The sequence below is a fragment of the Gemmatirosa kalamazoonensis genome (genome assembly GCF_000522985.1).
In the GTDB taxonomy this organism is placed as follows: Bacteria; Gemmatimonadota; Gemmatimonadetes; order Gemmatimonadales; family Gemmatimonadaceae; genus Gemmatirosa; species Gemmatirosa kalamazoonensis.
In genome coordinates this window covers 3189025-3205934 of the sequence record NZ_CP007128.1, presented here as the reverse complement: position 1 = coordinate 3205934, position 16910 = coordinate 3189025, and the positions used below count along the sequence as shown (strand labels likewise).

Here is a 16910-nt window from a genome sequence, read left to right as displayed (position 1 = left end):
GGTCGACCCGGGTGCCTACCCCGCCTTGCGACGACGCAGCTTCGGCAGGAGCGCCTTCAGGTAGTGCCCGGTGTACGAGGCGTCCACGTTCGCGACGTCCTCCGGTGTGCCGGCGGCGACGATGGTGCCGCCGCGCGCGCCGCCCTCGGGGCCGAGGTCGACCACCCAGTCCGCGGTCTTGATGACGTCGAGCGAGTGCTCGATGACGAGCACCGTGTTGCCGCGGTCGACGAGCCGGTGGAGCACGTCGAGCAGCAGCCGCACGTCCTCGAAGTGGAGCCCCGTCGTCGGCTCGTCGAGGATGTAGAGCGTGCGTCCCGTGTCGCGCTTCGACAGCTCGGTGGCGAGCTTCACGCGCTGCGCCTCGCCGCCGGAGAGCGTCGTCGCGCTCTGGCCGAGGTGGATGTAGCCGAGCCCCACGTCGCGCAGCGTCTCGAGCTTCTGCGAGATGCGCGGCTGGTTCTCGAACGTGGAGCACGCGTCCTCGACGGTGAGATCGAGCACGTCGGCGATGGAGAGGCCGCGGAAGCGCACCTCGAGCGTCTCGCGATTGAAGCGCTTCCCCTTGCAGACGTCGCACGGCACGAAGACGTCGGGGAGGAAGTGCATCTCGATCTTCACGAGCCCGTCGCCCTGGCACGCCTCGCAGCGGCCGCCCTTCACGTTGAAGCTGAACCGCCCCGGCCCGTAGCCGCGGATCTTCGCCTCCGGCAGCTCGGCGAACAGCTCGCGGATGGGGGTGAACAGGCCGGTGTACGTCGCGGGGTTGGAGCGCGGCGTGCGGCCGATGGGGCTCTGGTCGATGTCGATGACCTTGTCGATGTGCTCGAGCCCCGTGATGCGGTCGTGCGTGGCCGGGATGACGCGCGCGCGGTAGAAGTGGCGGGCGAGCGCGCGGTGCAGCGTGTCCTCGATGAGCGTGGACTTGCCGGACCCGGAGACGCCGGTGATGGCGACGAAGGTGCCTAACGGAATCTCCAGCGTGACGCCGCGCAGGTTGTGCTCGCGCGCGTTCACCACGCGCAGCACCCGGTTCGGGTCGTACGGCCGGCGCTCGGCGCGGACCGGGATCTCGCGCGTGCCGTTCAGGTACTTCGCGGTGAGGGAGTTCGGGTTGCGCAGCACCTGGTCCACCGTGCCGGCGGCGATCACCTCCCCGCCATGCTTCCCCGCCCCGGGTCCGAGGTCGAGCAGGTAGTCGGCCTCGCGCATCGTCTCCTCGTCGTGCTCGACGACGATGACCGTGTTGCCGAGATCGCGGAGCTGCTTCAGCGTCGCGAGCAGGCGCCCGTTGTCGCGCTGGTGCAGGCCGATCGACGGCTCGTCGAGGATGTACAGCACGCCGACCAGGCGCGAGCCGATCTGCGTCGCGAGCCGGATGCGCTGCGCCTCGCCGCCCGACAGCGACTCGGCGGAGCGGTTCAGCGTGAGGTAGTCGAGGCCCACGTCGACGAGGAAGCGGAGCCGCTCGCGCACTTCCTTGAGGATCGGGCCGGCGATCTCGGGGTCGAGCCCCGGCTTGCCGTTGCCGCGCACCGGCACCGCATTGAAGAACTCGAGCGCACCGACGACGGAGAGATCGACGACCTCGCCGATGTTGCGGTCCGCGAGCGTGACGGCGAGCGACGCGGGCTTGAGCCGCGTGCCGCCGCACGCGGAGCACGGCCGCGCGACCATGAACTCCTCGAGCTCCATCCGCACGGCGTCGCTCGACGTCTCCTGATAGCGGCGCTGGATGTTCGAGATGATGCCCTCCCACTGCATCCCAGCCGAGCGTGGAGCGGGGAGCGTGGAGCGTGCGGCCTTCTTCTTGGGCGTCTCCACGCTCCCGGCTCCCCGCTCCCCGCTCTCCGTGCCGTGGAGCAGCGCGTTGCGCGCGGCCGGCGGGATCTTCCCCCACGGCGCGTTGAGGTCGAAGCCGAGCGCCTTCGCGAGGCCGGGGAGGATCGTCTTGCGGAGATAGCCGTCGGGCTCTCCCCACGGCAGCACGACGCCCTCGAGGATGGAGATGCTCGCGTCGCCGAGGATGAGCTCCTCGCTCACCTCGCGCCGCGTGCCGAGCCCACCGCACGCGGGGCACGCGCCGAACGGCGAGTTGAACGAGAACTGCCGCGGCTCCAGCTCGGGGAGCGAGATGCCGCACACCGGGCAGCCGTAGCGCTCGCTGAAGAGGTGGATCTCCGGCTCGCCGGCGCCGTACTCCACGACCTCCACCAGCCCCTCCGCGAGGCGCAGCGCGGTCTCCAGCGAATCCGTTAGGCGCCCGCGATCCTCGGCGCGCACGACGAGGCGGTCGACGACGACCGAGATGCTGTGGTTCTGCCGGCGGTTCAGCTTCGGCGGGTCGGCGAGCTCGATCAGCTCCCCGTCGACGACGGCGCGGATGAACCCCTGCTTTCGCGCGCCCTCGAACAGCTCGCGGAACTCGCCCTTGCGCCCCTGCACGAGTGGCGCGCGCACCTCGATGCGCGTGCCGTCGCGCCACGTGAGCACGGTCTCGGCGATCTGCGCGGGACTCTGGCGCTGCACCGGGCGGCCGCAGTTCGGGCAGTGCGGCGTGCCGGCGCGCGCGAACAGCAGGCGCAGGTAGTCGTAGATCTCCGTGACCGTGCCGACGGTCGAGCGCGGGTTGTTCCCGGCGTTCTTCTGCTCGATGGAGATCGCGGGGGAGAGCCCCTCGATCGCGTCGACGTCGGGCTTCTCCATGAGCCCGAGGAACTGGCGCGCGTACGCGGAGAGCGACTCCACGTAGCGCCGCTGCCCCTCGGCGTAGATCGTATCGAAGGCGAGCGACGACTTCCCCGATCCGGACAGCCCCGTGATGACGGTGAGCCTGTCGCGTGGGATGGTGACGTCGACGTTCTTGAGGTTGTGCTCGCGGGCACCGCGGACGATCAGCGACTCTTCGGCCATAACATCCTAAGCTGCGCGGGAGATGGCCCGAAGACAAGCCGGCAGGTAGGAGCGCGGGCTCAGCCGCGGCCGAGCGCCGCCAGCCGCCGCAGGTCGACCCCCTGCCAGAGCCGGTCGCGCATGGCGCGCGTGTCGGCCAGCGCCTGCGCCCCGGCCGCGGTGAGCGCGAACAACCGCCGCGGCGAGATCTGCGAGCGCGGCCGGCTGGAGACGAGGAGCCCTTTCGCCTCCAGCCGGTCGAGCGTGGCGTACACGGCGCCGATCGCCACCTCGCGCTCGGTGACGCGCTCGATCTCGCGGCGCACGTTCATGCCGTACGCGTCCCCCTGCACGCGGAGCACGGCGACGAGGATCTGCTCCTCGAACACGCCGAGCGGCGACTGATCGCTCATCGCACGGCCCTCACTGCTCACGGAGCGCGATGGCGGGGTCGGTCATGCCGGCCCTCCACGCGGGCGCGGCCGCGGCGAGGAACCCGACGACGAGCAGCGCGACGCCGGCGCCGGCCAGCGCGAGCGGGTCGAACGCGCTCACGCCGAACAACAGCGCCGAGAGCAGGCGCGCGAGGACCGACGCGGCGGCGACACCGATGACGATGCCGACGGCGACGAGCGCGGTACCGTGGCCGAGCACGCGCGCCACCACGCGCCCGCCGGGCAGGCCGAGCGCGACGCGGATGGCCCAGTCGCGCCGACGGCGCGCGGCGAAGTGCGCGATGACGCCGTAGATGCCGATGGCGCCCAGCACGAGCGCGAGCCCGGTGAGCAGCGACAGCAGCGTCATCACCTGCCGCGCGGGGCCGACGGCACGATCGAGCACGCGCTGCATCGTGGTGAGCTCCTGCACCGCGAACCCGGGCGCGAGACGCGACACCGTCCGGCGCGCCGCGTCGAGGACCGACGTGGGGTCGATGCCGGGCGAGACGCGGAGCGCGAGCGTGTACGTGCCGTGGCGCATGGGCACCTCGTCGGCCAGGAAGTAGCGCGCGGGCTCGGGCGCGTCGGTGAGCTTGCCCTCGGCGACGTCGACGACCACGCCGATGATGCGCTCCGCGCCGCGGAACGTGCCGCCCATGCGCCGGCCGATCGGGCTCTCGCCGCGGAAGTACTTCTTCGCCAGCGCCTGGTTGATGACGACCACACGCTCGGGGGGCGTGCTGTCGCGGCGCTCGCCGCGCTGCGTCTCCGCGCGGACGCTGTCCGCGGCGCGACGGTCCGTGAGCTCGAACGTGCGCCCGGTGAGCCGGCGGATCCCCAGCGCGGCGAAGTACTCCTGCGTCACAATGCGCATGTACGTCGTCGAACCGTCGTCCGTGTCCTTCAGCCCCTCGATGGTGAAGCCGTAGCTGTCGCTGCCGCCGCGAAGCGGGAGCTGCGTGGTCGCGGCGACGGCGCGCACGCCGGGGAGTGCGTGCAGCGCGGTCACCACCTCATCGACGGCGCGCCACTGCGCGACGCCGCCGATATCGTTGGGCGCGACCACGTCGACGACGGCGACCTGCTCGGCGCGGAGGCCCGGGTCGAGCGCGTAGAGGTTGCCCACGCTGCGCACGAGCAGCGCGGCCCCTGACGCGATGAGCACCGCCAGCGCCACCTCGGCCACGACGAGGCCGTTCTCCAGCCGACCGCCGCGCCCCTCGAGCCCCCCGGTGCGCGCGCGTCCCAGCACCCCGCGCAGGTCGCCGCGCCACAGCGAGACCGTGGGCACGGCGACGACGAGCAGCGCCGCGGCGATCGCGAGACCGAGCGCCGCCACGAAGACGCGCCAGTCGGGAGAGACCGTCTCGCCCCAGGCGCCTAACGGCAGCGCGTGCGCCAGCACCCGGAAGCCGCCGGCGGCCAGCCCCGCGCCCAGCGCGCCCGCCGCGATCGCGATGAGCAGCGCCTCGACCACGAGCTGCTGCGTGAGACGACGCTGGTTCGCGCCGAGCGCCGAGCGCACCGCGAGCTCCGTGAAGCGCGCGTCGACCTGGCCGAGCATGAGCGCGGCCACGTTGGCGCAGGCGATGAGCAGGATGAGCCCCATCGCGCCGAGCGTGGCGAGCAGCGCCGGACGCATCGTGCCGGTCATCGACTCGCGGATGGGCGTCACCCTCGCGTTCTTCGTCTTGTCCCACTTCTCGGGATAGTGGAACCGCTCGCCGAGCATCGCGGTGAGCCGCGCGACGTAGGGACCCATGTTGCCGGGGTCGAGGCCGGGCGCGACGCGACCCACGAGCGTGTAGTTGCCGGCGCCGTTGTCCGGGCGCATCGGCGTCGAGGTCCACACGCGTACCGAGGGGTCGGGAAACCAGAAGCCCCGCGGCATCACGCCGACGACCGTCGTCGGCGCGCCGTCGAGGACGAGGCTCCGGCCGACGATCGACGGGTCGGCCCCGAGCTCGCGCCACAGACCGTCGCTGAGCACCGCGACCGGCGCCGTGCCCAACGCATCGTCGCCGGCGCGGAGCGGGCGGCCGAGCGCGGGGCGCGCGCCGAGCACGTCGAACAGCTCGGCCGACGCGGCGATGCCGGGAACGAAGCGCGCCGGCGCGTCGCCCACGCGCAGCGTCACGTCCCGGTTGCGGTAGGCGGCGACCTGGCGGAAGCCCGGGAAGCGGCCGCGGAGGTACGAGAACTCCTCCTCGCTCCACGAGAACGTCGACCAGAACGTCGCCAGCTCGGGCGCGTTCGCGTACGGGAGCGGGTCGAACAGCAGCCCGCGCGCGACGCCGTACACGGCGGCGGTGCCGCCGACGCCGAGGGCGAGCGTGAGCACGGCGAGGACGGTGTAGCCGGGGCGCGCGCGCAGGCGGCGCGCCGCGTAGCGAGCGTCCGAGATCCAGCTCTTGAGCATGGGCCCTCCGGGGCGGTACGCGTTCGCGCGGGGCTCGAAGCCGGTCCACCCGCGCCACCATCTCCAGCGCAGCACGGCCGGCGCGGAGCCGACGAGCTGCGCCCACAGCCACCGCCGCGCCGCCGGCGTGCCGGCGGCGCGCGACCGCTCGCCGAACTCCTCGACGACATCGGCGAGCAGCTCGTCGCGCTCCGCGCGCGGGAGGAGCGCGCCGAGCAGGACGAGCGGCAGTCGCGGGAGGCGGGGCTCGGACGGTGCCATGGCTTCTACAATGTAGAAATATCGCGCGCCGCGATAGCACGCGCTGATAGATCGTTGGATGGATCGCTCGATCGTTCCGCGTTAGACGCTGGCTGCGCCCGGAAGGTTGACTCGGCTAGAATTACGGCATGTCTTCCGACGCCACCGTCGTTCTCACCACGCTCGCCTCCGAGGACGAGGCAGTCGCGTTCGTGCGCGCGCTGCTCGATCGGCGCCTCGTCGCCTGCGGCACGATCCTCCCCGGCGCCCGCTCGCTCTATCGCTGGGAGGGCCAGCTCGCCGACGAGCGCGAGGTCGTCGTGCTGCTGAAGAGCGCGGCCGGCCGGCTCGGCGACCTCGCGACCGTGTTCGCCGAGCTGCACCCGTACAAGGTGCCGGAGCTGCTCGCGCTCCCCGTAGCGGCGGGGCTCGAGAAGTACCTCGGCTGGATCGCCCGCGAGACGGGCGAGGGGCGCGACGAGGAGATCGTCGCGCCCTGACGCGTCAGGCCGCGGCCGCGTCGAGCGGCACGCCGCACGCGCCGCAGAACCGCTGCTCCGGCTGGTCGCACGCCGCGCCGCAGCGCGGACAGACCGCCGGCAGGTAGCGGCCGCACGCGGAGCAGAACACCGCGTCCGCCTCCGGGCGCGGGCCGTCGACCGGGCAGACCGCGGCGTGGGCGGACGAGGCGCGATAGCGACGGATCGTGCGCTCCACGATGTCGTCCGAAGCGGCGGCGGCCGCGCGAGTGCCTAACGCCGCGGCGGCGTCGCGGGCGCGCAGCTCGGCGAGCGCCTCGCGGGTGTACGTCGCCTTCAGCGCATCGTAGTCCGCGTCGGAGAGCTTGCCCGTCGCGCGGTCGAACTCGATCTCGCGCAGCGCGTCGACGGCGCCGGTGGTCGCCTCCCTCGCGCGCGACGGTACCGGACGCCGCGCGCGCGGTGCGTCGGTCTCGTCGCGCAGCAGCGGGCCGAGCACGAGCGCCGCGGCGCCCAGCGCGAGCACGGTGCCCGCGCCGAGCGCGATGACGCCATCGGGGAGCGCCATCAGGCTTCCTCCGCGCGCACCGCGGCGTCGAGGCGCGCGAGCTCCTCGGGCGTGGCGTCGACGTCCGCCTGGACGTCGCCGCGCGACGCGGGCGTGACGACGGCGGCGCGCGCGCGCCACCGCCGAAGCGTGGTGGCCACCACGGCGCCCGCGGTGCCGATGGCGACGAACGGCGCCACGTAGCCCGCCCAGTTGAAGCCTTCCTTCTTCGGCACCATCAGCACGCGCTCGCCGTACACGTCGGTGAACGCGGCGACGATCTCGTCGGCCGAGTAGCCGCCCTCGACGAGGCGCTGCACGTCGCCGTGCATGGCGGGCGACACGGAGCACGAGAAGTCGGTCGTGCGGCAGGTGAAGACGTCGAGCGTGCAGCCGCACTGACAGTGGATGCGGTGCTCCAGATCGTCGCGCTGCTGCGTCGTGAGCACGGGCCGCGCGCCCGGCTTCACCGGCAGGCGCACGGGACGGATCGCGCTCTGGTTCATCACCATGTTGGACGCCGCGGACTGCGACTGCGTCGTGTCCGACGAGGTGCCCTGCACCTCGCCCTGCGCCAGCAAGCGGCGACCGGCCGCCAACGACACGGCCGCGGCGACGAACTGTCGGCGATGCATGGACATCGTGCGCGTCACGTCGCGCGGAGGTTCGCGCCGGCGGGCACCGGCTCGGGCGCGACGAGCGGCCGCGGCAGCTCGACGTGCTCCGGCGGCAGCACGGCGACGTAGCCGCTCTGCGAGCGCTTGCGCTCCGCCTGCGGCCACATCACGATCAGCCCACCGATCGCCATGAAGAGGCCGCCGATCCACACCCACTCGACGAGCGGGTTGAACTGGATGCGCAGCTCGGCCGTCTCGCTCTGCGTGACGCCGGCGAGGACGACGTACACGTCCTGCTTCAGCGACGCCCGGATGCCGACCTCGGTGGACGGCTCGAACGTGGGCTGGTCGCGGCTGTCGACGTGCTGCCGCTTCTCGCTCGTGATGATCCCCATCGGCTGGCCGTCGCGCTCCGTCTCGAGCGAGATCGCGGTGACGTAGCGGTTGAGCGCCTTGTACTGCGACGCGCCGGTGCTCGTGAAGCGCCAGCGGTGCCCCCACGGGTCGACGGTCGCGTAGCTCTCGCCCGGCTTCAGCGTGACGTCCATCTCCTTCTTGAACGCGAGGCCGGCGAACGCGGCGAACATGGTGATCATGCCGAAGTGCACCACGTAGCCGCCGTAGCGCCGCCGGTTGCGCGCGACGAGCCGCACGAACGCGCGCGGCGGGGCCTCGCCGTGCATGCGCATGCGCGCCGCGACCCCCTTCTGAAACTCCTGCAGGATGGTGCCGAGCACGAACGCGGCGAGCGTGTAGCAGACCACGGCGTAGAAGTCGCGCATGCCGGCGGCGACGAGCACCGCGCCGGTGACGAGGCCGATGGCTCCGGGCACGGTGAACTGGCGCCGCAGGTTCGCCACCGACGCCCGCCGCCACGCGATGAGCGGCCCGATGCCGGTGAGCGCGAGCAGCAGCAGGCCTAACGGGACGTTCACCGTGTTGAAGAACGGCGGCCCGACCGTGATCTTCTCGCCGCGCACCGCCTCGGAGATGATCGGGAACAGCGTGCCCCACAGCACCGAGAACGCGATGCCGACGAGGGCGACGTTGTTGTAGAGGAACGCCGCCTCGCGGCTCAGCATGCTCTCCAGCTCCGCGTGTGCCTTGAGGTCGCGGAGGCGCGTCGCGACGAGGTACCCGGTGGTCGCGATGCTGAGCGCGAGGAAGCCGGCGAACCAGTTGCCCACCGGCGACTGCGCGAACGAGTGCACGCTCTGGATGACGCCGGAGCGTGTGATGAACGTGCCGAGGATCGCGAGCAGGAACGTCGACACGACGAGCGTGACGTTCCACTTCCGCAGCATGCCGCGCTTCTCCTGGATCATGATCGAGTGGAGGAACGCGGTGCCGGTGAGCCACGGCAGCAGCGACGCGTTCTCGACGGGATCCCACACCCAGTAGCCGCCCCACCCGAGCTCGACGTACGCCCACCACATGCCGAGCGTGATGCCGATGGTCAGGAAGAACCAGCTCAGGAGCGACCAGCGGCGCACCGGCGCGAGCCACGAGGCGTCGAGCCGCCGCGTGACGAGGGCGGCGATCGCGTAGGCGAACGGCACCGCGGTGGCGACGTACCCCAGGTAGAGCATCGGCGGGTGGACCGCCATGCCCGGGTTCTGGAGCTGCGGGTTCATGCCGCGGCCGTCGGCGGGGATCCAGTCGAGCCGCTCGAACGGGTTCGCGCCGAAGCACATCGTCAGCAGGAAGAACAGCGTGACGACGCTCAGCGTGCCCGTGACGTACGGCAGCAGCTCCGCGGCGCCACGCTCACGGTTCGCGCGCACGCGCCCGGTCGCGACGGCGGTCGCCGCGTACGCGGAGAGGATCAGGCACCAGAACAGCAGCGACCCCGCCTGCCCCGCCCAGAACGCGGTGAACGTGTAGACCTTCGGCAGGTTCGCGCTCGTGTAGCTGGCGACGAACTTCACCGAGAAGTCGTGCGAGAAGAGCGCCGCCCACAGGCCGACGCTGGCGAGCGCCACGAAGCCCGTGGTCGCGTACAGCGCCCGCTCGCCGCTGTGAATCAGGTCACGCCGACCGTTCGTGGCGCCGGCGAAGGAGACGGTCGCGCTCCACGCGGCCATGAGCAGCGCCACCCACAGCGACAGCTCCCCGAGCAGGACCAGCCCGGGGGCGATGCCGGAGCCCACGGCTCAGGCGCGCGCGCCGGGCACCGGCGCGCGCTGGGTGCCGGGTGCCTGATACCCGGGCGTGCTCTTGTACTTGTCGGGCGCGTTCTCGTAGCGCGACGCGCACTTCGCGAGCAGCGTCGTGGCCCGGAACGTCCCGTCGGAGCCGAGGCGACCCTCGACGATGACGTCGACCCCGTCGGTGAACGTGTCGGGGGCGATGCCGCGGTACGCCACGGCGTAGGTCTGCTGGCCGTCGGTCATGTCGAACGTGAGCGAGCGCCCACCGGGATCGCGCTTGATGCTCCCCGGCACGACGCGCGCGCCGACCTTCACGCCGCTCTCGCGAAAGCTCGGGTCGCGGGAAACCTTCGCCGCGAGCTCGCCGGGCGTGAGGTAGTACTGGCCGGTCTCCTTGATGGAGCTGGCCATGAGGAAGCCGGCACTGCCGAGGACCAGCAGGCCCCCGATGAGAAACTTGGTCCGCGCTTTCACGAATGCGTGTCCTGCTGGAGTGTCCGACCGGGACGGCCGACTACCACAATAATACCATGCGGCATAATGCGATGCGGGCGGTCACGGCGGGTCATCGCGCCGTCCGCGCGAGCAGCGCCGCGTACGCCGCGGCCCCGAGGGCGTCGGCGACGAGGTCGCGCGCGCTGAACCGTCCCGTGACGCGCCGGTCGCGAACTTCCTTCCCCATGGAGATCGTCGCCGCGAGCCCGGCGGCCATTCCGAGCGCCGGCCGCCGGTCGAGCCCCGCGAGCCGCGCTGCCGAGAAGCCCGCGGCCGCCGTGAACCCGGCCATGAAGAAGTGCTTCGCCTTGTCGGCGCCGAGCCATCGGTCGGGAGGGAGCACGGGTCGGACGGCGCGGGTGGAATCGCGCGGCGGCTGGGCCGCAACGGGGGCAGCGGCGAGCAGCAGCGCGACGAGCGCCGAGCACCGCGTCACGCGGCGCTCCGCACGCCCTCGCCGATGCCGAGCGCGGCGAAGCGCACGGCGAGCAGCTCGAGCGCGCGCTGCAGCAGCGCCTGGTGCTCCGCCGCGTGCACCCAGGAGCTCGCGCCGGAGGGATGCGGCAGGGGCACGGCGACGGCGCGCCCCCCGTCATACGCAACCTCGTGCTCGCGCCCGACGAGCGCGTCGAGCGGGCGCGGCCCGAAGAAGCGGTCCATCGCCAGCCGGCCGACGGGGATGATCAGCTCCGGCCGGATGATCCGCAGCTCCGCGTCGAGCCACCCCGCGCACGCGGTCCGCTCCGACGGGTTCGGCACGCGGTCGCCGCGGCCGGAGGGATGGGCGCCGGGAAAGCACCGCGTGACGGCCGCGATGTAGACGTGCTCGCGCACAACGTCCTCGGTGAACCCGGCGCGCTCGAACCACCGGAACAGCGTCTTCCCCGCGCGCCCCGAGAACGCGCGTCCGTTCGAGACCTCGGCCCGGCCGGGCGCCTGGCCGACGAGCACGATGCGCGGTTCGCGGGCGTGGGAGACGACGGGGCGGACGTCGGGCGGGAGCGTGCAGCGGCGGCAGGCCGCGAGCGCGGCGCGGTGCGACTCGAGCGCGGCGGAGATCGGGAGACGGCGTGACATGGCGACCGGGGATTCGACGAGCGGACCCGGAGAGTAACCCGATCCATCACGTCCGGTTCCCCGCGCGGGCCGCGCCGCCTAACGCGCCAGCCCCGGCGCGCCGAGGATCACCCAGCTCCGCGGGCCGGGGTGGAACCCCCGGGGGCCCTCGCCCGTGCGCGCGGTGGTCATCGCGGACGGCGGCGACGCGCCGGCGCTCGCCGCCGCGCGCAGGCTGGTCAGCATGCGGTCGATGATCGTGTGCAGGCGCGCGTCCTCCTCGGCGCGGCTCCGTCCGGGCGACCGGTCCTCGAGGGCGCGCAGGGCGTGCGCGAGCGCCGCGTCGCGCCGGCGCGCCGCGTCGAGCCGCGCACGACACGGGGCACGCGGCGAGATGTGTGCGCGCGTCGGCGCTCGCCGAGCCGCCGACGTCGAGGAGCTGCAGACCGGTGAGATGGCTGTTGGGCGACATCGTGTGGCGGGGCGACGGGGGACGATGGCGTGGGCTCGCATCATCTCACCGATGACGGCGAGTCGGTCCATCGTCATTTCGGCGCTCGGCGACCGCCGGTCAGCACGAACGGCGCCCAGTAGTGCGGCTCCGCCCAGCGCCGGACGACGTCGCGATCCCGGACCTCGCGCCGCGCGCATTCCGTTAGGCGGCCACGTTTCGCCGTGGACCGCGCCCGGCGGGCATGCCCCCGCGCCGTCGCCGTTGCCGGAACGAGCTCCAGGCCGCATCGTGGCGGTCCCACCCTTCTTCGCCCCGGAGCGCCCCGTGCAGCTCGAGATCCGCCACCTGTCGAAGACCTATCCGAACGGCGTCCGCGCGCTCGACGACGTGTCGCTCAGCATCCCGCCCGGGATGTTCGGGCTCCTCGGCCCCAACGGCGCGGGCAAGTCGTCGCTCATGCGCACGATCGCGACGCTCCAGCAGCCCGACACCGGCACCATCACGCTCGGCGACCTCGACGTCCTGAAGTCCGCGGACGCCGTGCGGCGGCTGCTCGGCTACCTGCCGCAGGAGTTCGGGCTCTACCCGAATCTCTCGGCGGAGATGGTGCTCGACCACTTCGCCACGCTGAAGGGCCTAACGGAATCGAAGGCGCGCCGCCGAGTCGTCGACGCGCTGCTCGAGCAGGTGAATCTCGCCGACGCGCGCAAGAAGGCGGTCGGCGGCTTCTCGGGCGGCATGAAGCAGCGACTCGGGATCGCCATCGCGCTCGCCGGCGACCCGCGGCTCATCATCGTCGACGAGCCGACGGCGGGACTCGATCCGTCGGAGCGCTACCGCTTCCTCAACCTGCTCGCCGAGATCGGACAGGAGCGCATCGTGATCCTGTCGACGCACATCGTCGACGACGTGCGCGAGCTGTGCCCGCGGATGGCGATCATCAACCGCGGGCGCGTCGTGCTCGCCGGCGAGCCGACGCAGGTGCTCGCCGGCGTGGCGGGGCGCATCTGGCGGCGCGAGATGTCGCGCGACGAGCTGGAGGCGACCCGGGCGACGCACGAGGTGATCTCGGTGCGACTCGTCGCCGGACGGCCGGTGGTGCACGTCTTCGCCGATGCGTGCCCCGATCCGCGCTGGGTGCCGGTCGATCCGGATCTCGAGGACGTGTACTTCCACACGCTCGCCGGCGGCACGATCGACGGTGCGTCGGGCTCGCCGAGCGCCGACGCCCCCGCCCTGCAGTCCGTCTGACGGGAGGCGCCCGTGCTGCGACAGATTCTCTTCTTCGAGATCCGGTATCAGCTGCGCCGCCCCGCGACGTGGCTGTACTTCGCGATCCTGTTCCTGCTCGCGTTCGGCTTCCTGTCGTCCGACGCGGTGGAGATCGGCGGCGGCCGCGGCAAGGTGCTGAAGAACGCACCGTGGGTGCTCGCGAACACGACGATCATCCTCACCGCCATCGGCCAGGTCATCACCTCGGCGCTCGTCGGCACGTCGATCCTGCGCGACTTCCAGACCCGCACGCACGAGCTGCTGTTCACGACGCGCATCAGTCGAGTGGGCTACCTCGCCGGCCGGTTCGGCGGCGCGTTCGTCGCCATGCTCGTCGTGTATCTCGCGATCCCGCTCGGCGCGCTCGTCGGCAGCGTGATGCCGTGGATCGACCACGACAAGATGCTGCCGATCCACCTCGCGAACTACCTGCACCCGTTCCTGCTGTTAGGCCTGACCAACGTGCTGTTCATCAGCGCGGCGTTCTTCGCGGCGGGCGCGCTCACGCGCAACCAGTTCGTCGTCTACACGATGGGGATCTTCCTCCTCGTCGCGTGGTCGGTCACGGGGCAGCTCACGCGCGACCTGCGCAACGACTGGATCGGCGCCCTGCTCGATCCGTTCGGCATCCAGCCGTTCACGCTCGCCACGCGCTACTGGACGGTGGCCGACAAGAACACGCTGCTCGTGCCGCTCTCCGGATTCGTCCTGTGGAACCGGCTCGCGTGGCTCGCCGTGTCCGGTGGGCTCGTCGCGCTCACGCTGGGCGCGTTCCGCTTCCGCGCGCAGCCGGCGTCGCTCGGGCTGCGCTGGCGGCACCCGAAGCTCGCCGTCGCCGGCGTGCCCGGTGGCCTCGGCGGCGACGATCGTCCAGGGATCACGATCGGCTCGCGCGCGGCGCACGCGGCGGCCGAGCGACTGGCGACGGCGTGGGCCGGCGTGAGCGGTGCGGCATCGCGCGGCCGCCAGCTCCTGGCCGTCACGCGGCTCGCGTTCGCGTCGATGACGCGGCAGGTGAGCTTCCTCGCCATCGCCACCGTCGGCGCGGTGAACGTGATCATGTCCGCCTGGTTCGCGAATCGCATGGACCAGGTCACCGTCTATCCGCGCACCTATCTCATCGCCGACGCGGTGGTGGGCGGCTTCGGGCTGTTCTTCGTCATCCTGCTCACGACGTTCGTGGGCGAGCTGGTGTGGCGCGAGCGACAGCTCGGCGCGGACCAGATCCAGGACGCGCTGCCCGTGAGCCCGGCGCTGCATCTCGTGGGTCGCGCGGCGGGGCTCGTGGGCGCCATGGCCGTGCTGCAGGCGGTGCTCATCCTCGCCGGCATCGCCGTGCAGACGGTGAAGGGGTACCACGAGTACGAGCTGTCGGTGTACCTCCGCACCGTGTTCCTCATCGAGTTCCCGTTCGTGCTGCAGTACGCGCTGCTCGCGTTCGTGGTGCACACGGTGGTGAACAACAAGGCGGTGGGCCACGTGCTGCTGCTCGCGTGGTGGGTGTCGCTCATCACGCTCGACACGCTCGGCTTCGAGCACCTGCTCTACCAGTTCGGGGTGCGCATCCTCGAGTTTCCGCGCTACGCGACGTTCGCGCAGTCGTTCCCGAACACGATCCCGTTCTCCGAGGGGATCGGCTTCATCACCGAGGCGGACAAGGACGACGCGGGGCGCGACCTGCCGTTCATGGTCACCGCGCACGAGGTCGCGCACCAGTGGTGGGGACACCAGGTGATGCCGGCCGGTGTGCAGGGCGAGACGATGCTCGTCGAGTCCATGGCCGAGTACTCCGCGCTCATGACGACGGAGAAGGAGTACGGGCGCCACGCGATGGAGAAGTATCTGCGCGCGGAGCTCGACTGGTACCTGCGCGGCCGCGGCACCGAGGACAAGCGCGAGCTGCCGCTCGCCCTCGTCGAGGGCCAGGGCTACATCCGCTACGGCAAGGGCGGGCTCACGCTGTACGCGCTGCGCGACTACATCGGCGAGGACGCGATGAACCGCGCGCTGTCGTCGTACGTGCGCAAGGTCGCGTTCCAGGAGGCGCCGTTCACGACGACGAAGGATCTCCTCGCCGAGTTCCGCGCCGTCACGCCGGACTCGCTGCAGTACCTCGTGAAGGACCTGTTCGAGACGATCACGCTCTGGGATCTCAAGACCGACACCGCGACCGCCGTCCGGCGCGCCGACGGCAAGTGGGTGGTGACGCTCGGCGTCGCGGCGAAGAAGGTGCGCGCCGACACGGCGGGCGCCGAGAGACCGATCCCGATGGGGGACTACGTGACCGTCGGCGTGTTCGGCCCGAAGAAGGCGAAGGACGATGCGCTCGGCGAGCCGCTCTACCTCGGCAAGCACCGCATCACCGCGGCGACGTCGCGCATCGAGGTCGTCGTGGACCGGCCGCCCGAGCGCGCGGGGATCGACCCGTACCACCTGCTGATCGACCGCAACCACAAGGACAACGTCCGCGACGTCGAGCGCCACTGAGCGGATCCCGGCGCGGGTTTCGTACGGTGAGTCGGCACCCACGTCGGTCCCGTCGCCGTCCGATCCCCAGGAGACACCATGGCACAGAGCAACCTCACCCTCAGCGCCGACGGGCTCGCGGCGCTCATCGCCCACGAGGCGCTCATCGACGGGCTGTACGACGACGATTCGGGATACGCGACGTTCGGCGTGGGGCATCTCGTGCACCCCACGCACAAGTGGCCGAGCTTCCTGCTGAAGGCGGCGCGCGCCGACCCTGCGTGGTCGTCGAGCGTGAAGGAGCGCAAGTGGTCGAAGACGAAGTCGACGTTCTACCTCGAGCGCGCCGCGGTGGCGGTGACGGGCTTCGACCAGCTCCAGACCAAGGCGGCGGAGCTCGGGCGCGACATCGTCGCCGGGCGAAAGCAATTCGGCGGCAAGACGTACGCGCAGCTCAACGCCGCGCAGCAGGCCATCGTCGACGGTGTGCTCGACGACGCCGTGCGTGTCGAGGTCGACATGCTCGCGCGCAAGGCCGACCAGGTGCTGGCGCAGGACGCGCAGCGGTTCGAGCAGGCGGTCCGCGACAAGGTCACGCGCAACCTCGACCAGGACGAGTTCGACGCGCTCGTGTCGTTCACGTTCAACGTGGGCGTCGGCAACTTCAGCGCGTCCACGCTGCTGAAGCGGATCAACGACGGCAGCTACCGGTGCGGCACGCCCGCCGTGCGTCGCGCGGCGATCGTCGACGTCGAGGCGCAGTTCAAGAAGTGGAACAAGTCGGGCGGCGTGGTGCTGAAGGGCCTCACGACGCGCCGCCAGGACGAGGCCGACCTGTTCCTCGGGCCCGCCCGTCAGGAGCTCCAGGAGCTGGAGGACAAGGAGCGCATGCGTCGGCAGGCGCCGCAGCCGCCGCTGCTGATGAACAACGCGCCGTCGTGGCGGGTACCACTGCCATGAGCTCGCGCGCACGCATGGCCCACCTCGGCCCGCTCTTCGCTCTGGCGCTCGGCGCCGCGCCGCTCCGGGCGCAGCCGGCGCGCGACGGCGACGCGCCCTGCGCCGAGGCGAGCACGCAGCTCGAGCTCACCGGCTGCTGGTCGGACGCGGCGAAGCATCGCGAGGCCGCCGCCGCCGCGACGTACGACAGCGTGCGCGCCCGGCTGCGTGGTCGCGAGCGTGCGACGACGCTGCGGCTCGTGACGCAGAGCCGCGATGCGTGGCGGCGTGCGCGCGATCTGCAGTGCGCGGCGGCCCGCTCGCTCTACGGCGCCGGCTCCGCGGCGCCCATGGTGGCCGCACGCTGTCGCGCGGCGCTCGCCGATCAGTGGGCGACGTGGCTGCGCGCCGAGTTCCTGTCGGACGACGACGGAAAGTAGCGCGCCG

The 16910-nt window shown here is 72.0% G+C and carries 15 protein-coding genes; 5 read left to right on the top strand and 10 right to left on the bottom strand.

Going from position 1 to position 16910, the window contains the following annotated elements:
- Window positions 1–15 precede the first annotated feature (15 nt).
- From uvrA to J421_RS13740, 3 genes are read right to left on the bottom strand one after another with little or no spacing between them, the layout of a single operon-like run.
- A complete protein-coding gene (gene uvrA, locus J421_RS13750) occupies window positions 16–2913 on the bottom strand; it encodes an excinuclease ABC subunit UvrA (RefSeq protein ID WP_025411757.1) in 2898 nt (965 codons plus the stop codon).
- Window positions 2914–2972: 59 nt separating this feature from the next.
- On the bottom strand, window positions 2973–3305 hold the full coding sequence (locus J421_RS13745; protein WP_025411756.1) for a PadR family transcriptional regulator: 333 nt from the start codon (window positions 3303–3305) through the stop codon (window positions 2973–2975).
- A gap of 10 nt (window positions 3306–3315) precedes the next feature.
- A complete protein-coding gene (locus J421_RS13740) occupies window positions 3316–6009 on the bottom strand; it encodes an ADOP family duplicated permease (protein ID WP_025411755.1) in 2694 nt (897 codons plus the stop codon).
- 128 nt (window positions 6010–6137) lie between these two features.
- Between J421_RS13740 and cutA the strand changes: the two genes are divergently transcribed.
- Entirely contained in the window at window positions 6138–6488 is a 351-nt protein-coding gene (gene cutA / locus J421_RS13735; protein ID WP_025411754.1) for a divalent-cation tolerance protein CutA, read from the top strand.
- A 4-nt stretch (window positions 6489–6492) separates the two neighbouring features.
- On the opposite strand, the gene J421_RS13730 is transcribed toward cutA, so the two are convergent.
- From J421_RS13730 to J421_RS32790, 7 genes are all read right to left on the bottom strand, one after another.
- Window positions 6493–7035, bottom strand: a complete 543-nt coding sequence (locus J421_RS13730; protein WP_025411753.1) for a zinc ribbon domain-containing protein — start codon at window positions 7033–7035, stop codon at window positions 6493–6495.
- A complete protein-coding gene (locus J421_RS13725) occupies window positions 7035–7649 on the bottom strand; it encodes a cytochrome c-type biogenesis protein CcmH (protein WP_158508792.1) in 615 nt (204 codons plus the stop codon). The genes J421_RS13730 and J421_RS13725 overlap by 1 nt, the downstream gene beginning before the upstream one ends.
- 14 nt (window positions 7650–7663) lie before the next feature.
- Complete coding sequence (locus tag J421_RS13720) at window positions 7664–9781, bottom strand: heme lyase CcmF/NrfE family subunit (RefSeq protein ID WP_104022609.1); 2118 nt, start codon at window positions 9779–9781, stop codon at window positions 7664–7666.
- 3 nt (window positions 9782–9784) lie between these two features.
- Entirely contained in the window at window positions 9785–10255 is a 471-nt protein-coding gene (locus J421_RS13715) for a cytochrome c maturation protein CcmE (protein WP_025411750.1), read from the bottom strand.
- 91 nt (window positions 10256–10346) lie between these two features.
- Window positions 10347–10712, bottom strand: a complete 366-nt coding sequence (locus J421_RS13710; RefSeq protein ID WP_025411749.1) for a YfiM family lipoprotein — start codon at window positions 10710–10712, stop codon at window positions 10347–10349.
- On the bottom strand, window positions 10709–11353 hold the full coding sequence (locus J421_RS13705) for a uracil-DNA glycosylase family protein (RefSeq protein WP_025411748.1): 645 nt from the start codon (window positions 11351–11353) through the stop codon (window positions 10709–10711). The genes J421_RS13710 and J421_RS13705 overlap by 4 nt, the downstream gene beginning before the upstream one ends.
- Window positions 11354–11431: 78 nt before the next feature.
- Window positions 11432–11578, bottom strand: coding sequence for a hypothetical protein (locus J421_RS32790; RefSeq protein ID WP_158508791.1), 147 nt, complete (start codon window positions 11576–11578; stop codon window positions 11432–11434).
- Between the two features lie 532 nt (window positions 11579–12110).
- Between J421_RS32790 and J421_RS13695 the strand changes: the two genes are divergently transcribed.
- The 4 genes from J421_RS13695 to J421_RS13680 all read left to right on the top strand — a co-directional run bounded on the left by J421_RS13695 (window position 12111) and on the right by J421_RS13680 (window position 16903).
- Complete coding sequence (locus J421_RS13695) at window positions 12111–13037, top strand: ABC transporter ATP-binding protein (protein WP_025411746.1); 927 nt, start codon at window positions 12111–12113, stop codon at window positions 13035–13037.
- A gap of 12 nt (window positions 13038–13049) precedes the next feature.
- Complete coding sequence (locus J421_RS13690) at window positions 13050–15545, top strand: ABC transporter permease/M1 family aminopeptidase (RefSeq protein WP_025411745.1); 2496 nt, start codon at window positions 13050–13052, stop codon at window positions 15543–15545.
- Between the two features lie 78 nt (window positions 15546–15623).
- Window positions 15624–16484: a lysozyme gene (locus tag J421_RS33625; protein WP_025411744.1), complete on the top strand. Its 861-nt coding sequence runs from the start codon at window positions 15624–15626 to the stop codon at window positions 16482–16484.
- Window positions 16481–16903, top strand: coding sequence for a lysozyme inhibitor LprI family protein (locus tag J421_RS13680; protein WP_025411743.1), 423 nt, complete (start codon window positions 16481–16483; stop codon window positions 16901–16903). The genes J421_RS33625 and J421_RS13680 overlap by 4 nt, the downstream gene beginning before the upstream one ends.
- Window positions 16904–16910 lie beyond the last annotated feature (7 nt).

Coding starts and splice junctions, on each gene's coding strand:
- uvrA (WP_025411757.1), bottom strand. CDS start 2,913: ATGGCCGAAGAGTCGCTGATCGTCCGCGGTGCCCGCGAGCACAACCTC.
- J421_RS13745 (WP_025411756.1), bottom strand. CDS start 3,305: ATGAGCGATCAGTCGCCGCTCGGCGTGTTCGAGGAGCAGATCCTCGTC.
- J421_RS13740 (WP_025411755.1), bottom strand. CDS start 6,009: ATGGCACCGTCCGAGCCCCGCCTCCCGCGACTGCCGCTCGTCCTGCTC.
- cutA (WP_025411754.1), top strand. CDS start 6,138: ATGTCTTCCGACGCCACCGTCGTTCTCACCACGCTCGCCTCCGAGGAC.
- J421_RS13730 (WP_025411753.1), bottom strand. CDS start 7,035: ATGGCGCTCCCCGATGGCGTCATCGCGCTCGGCGCGGGCACCGTGCTC.
- J421_RS13725 (WP_158508792.1), bottom strand. CDS start 7,649: ATGCATCGCCGACAGTTCGTCGCCGCGGCCGTGTCGTTGGCGGCCGGT.
- J421_RS13705 (WP_025411748.1), bottom strand. CDS start 11,353: ATGTCACGCCGTCTCCCGATCTCCGCCGCGCTCGAGTCGCACCGCGCC.
- J421_RS32790 (WP_158508791.1), bottom strand. CDS start 11,578: ATGCTGACCAGCCTGCGCGCGGCGGCGAGCGCCGGCGCGTCGCCGCCG.
- J421_RS33625 (WP_025411744.1), top strand. CDS start 15,624: ATGGCACAGAGCAACCTCACCCTCAGCGCCGACGGGCTCGCGGCGCTC.
- J421_RS13680 (WP_025411743.1), top strand. CDS start 16,481: ATGAGCTCGCGCGCACGCATGGCCCACCTCGGCCCGCTCTTCGCTCTG.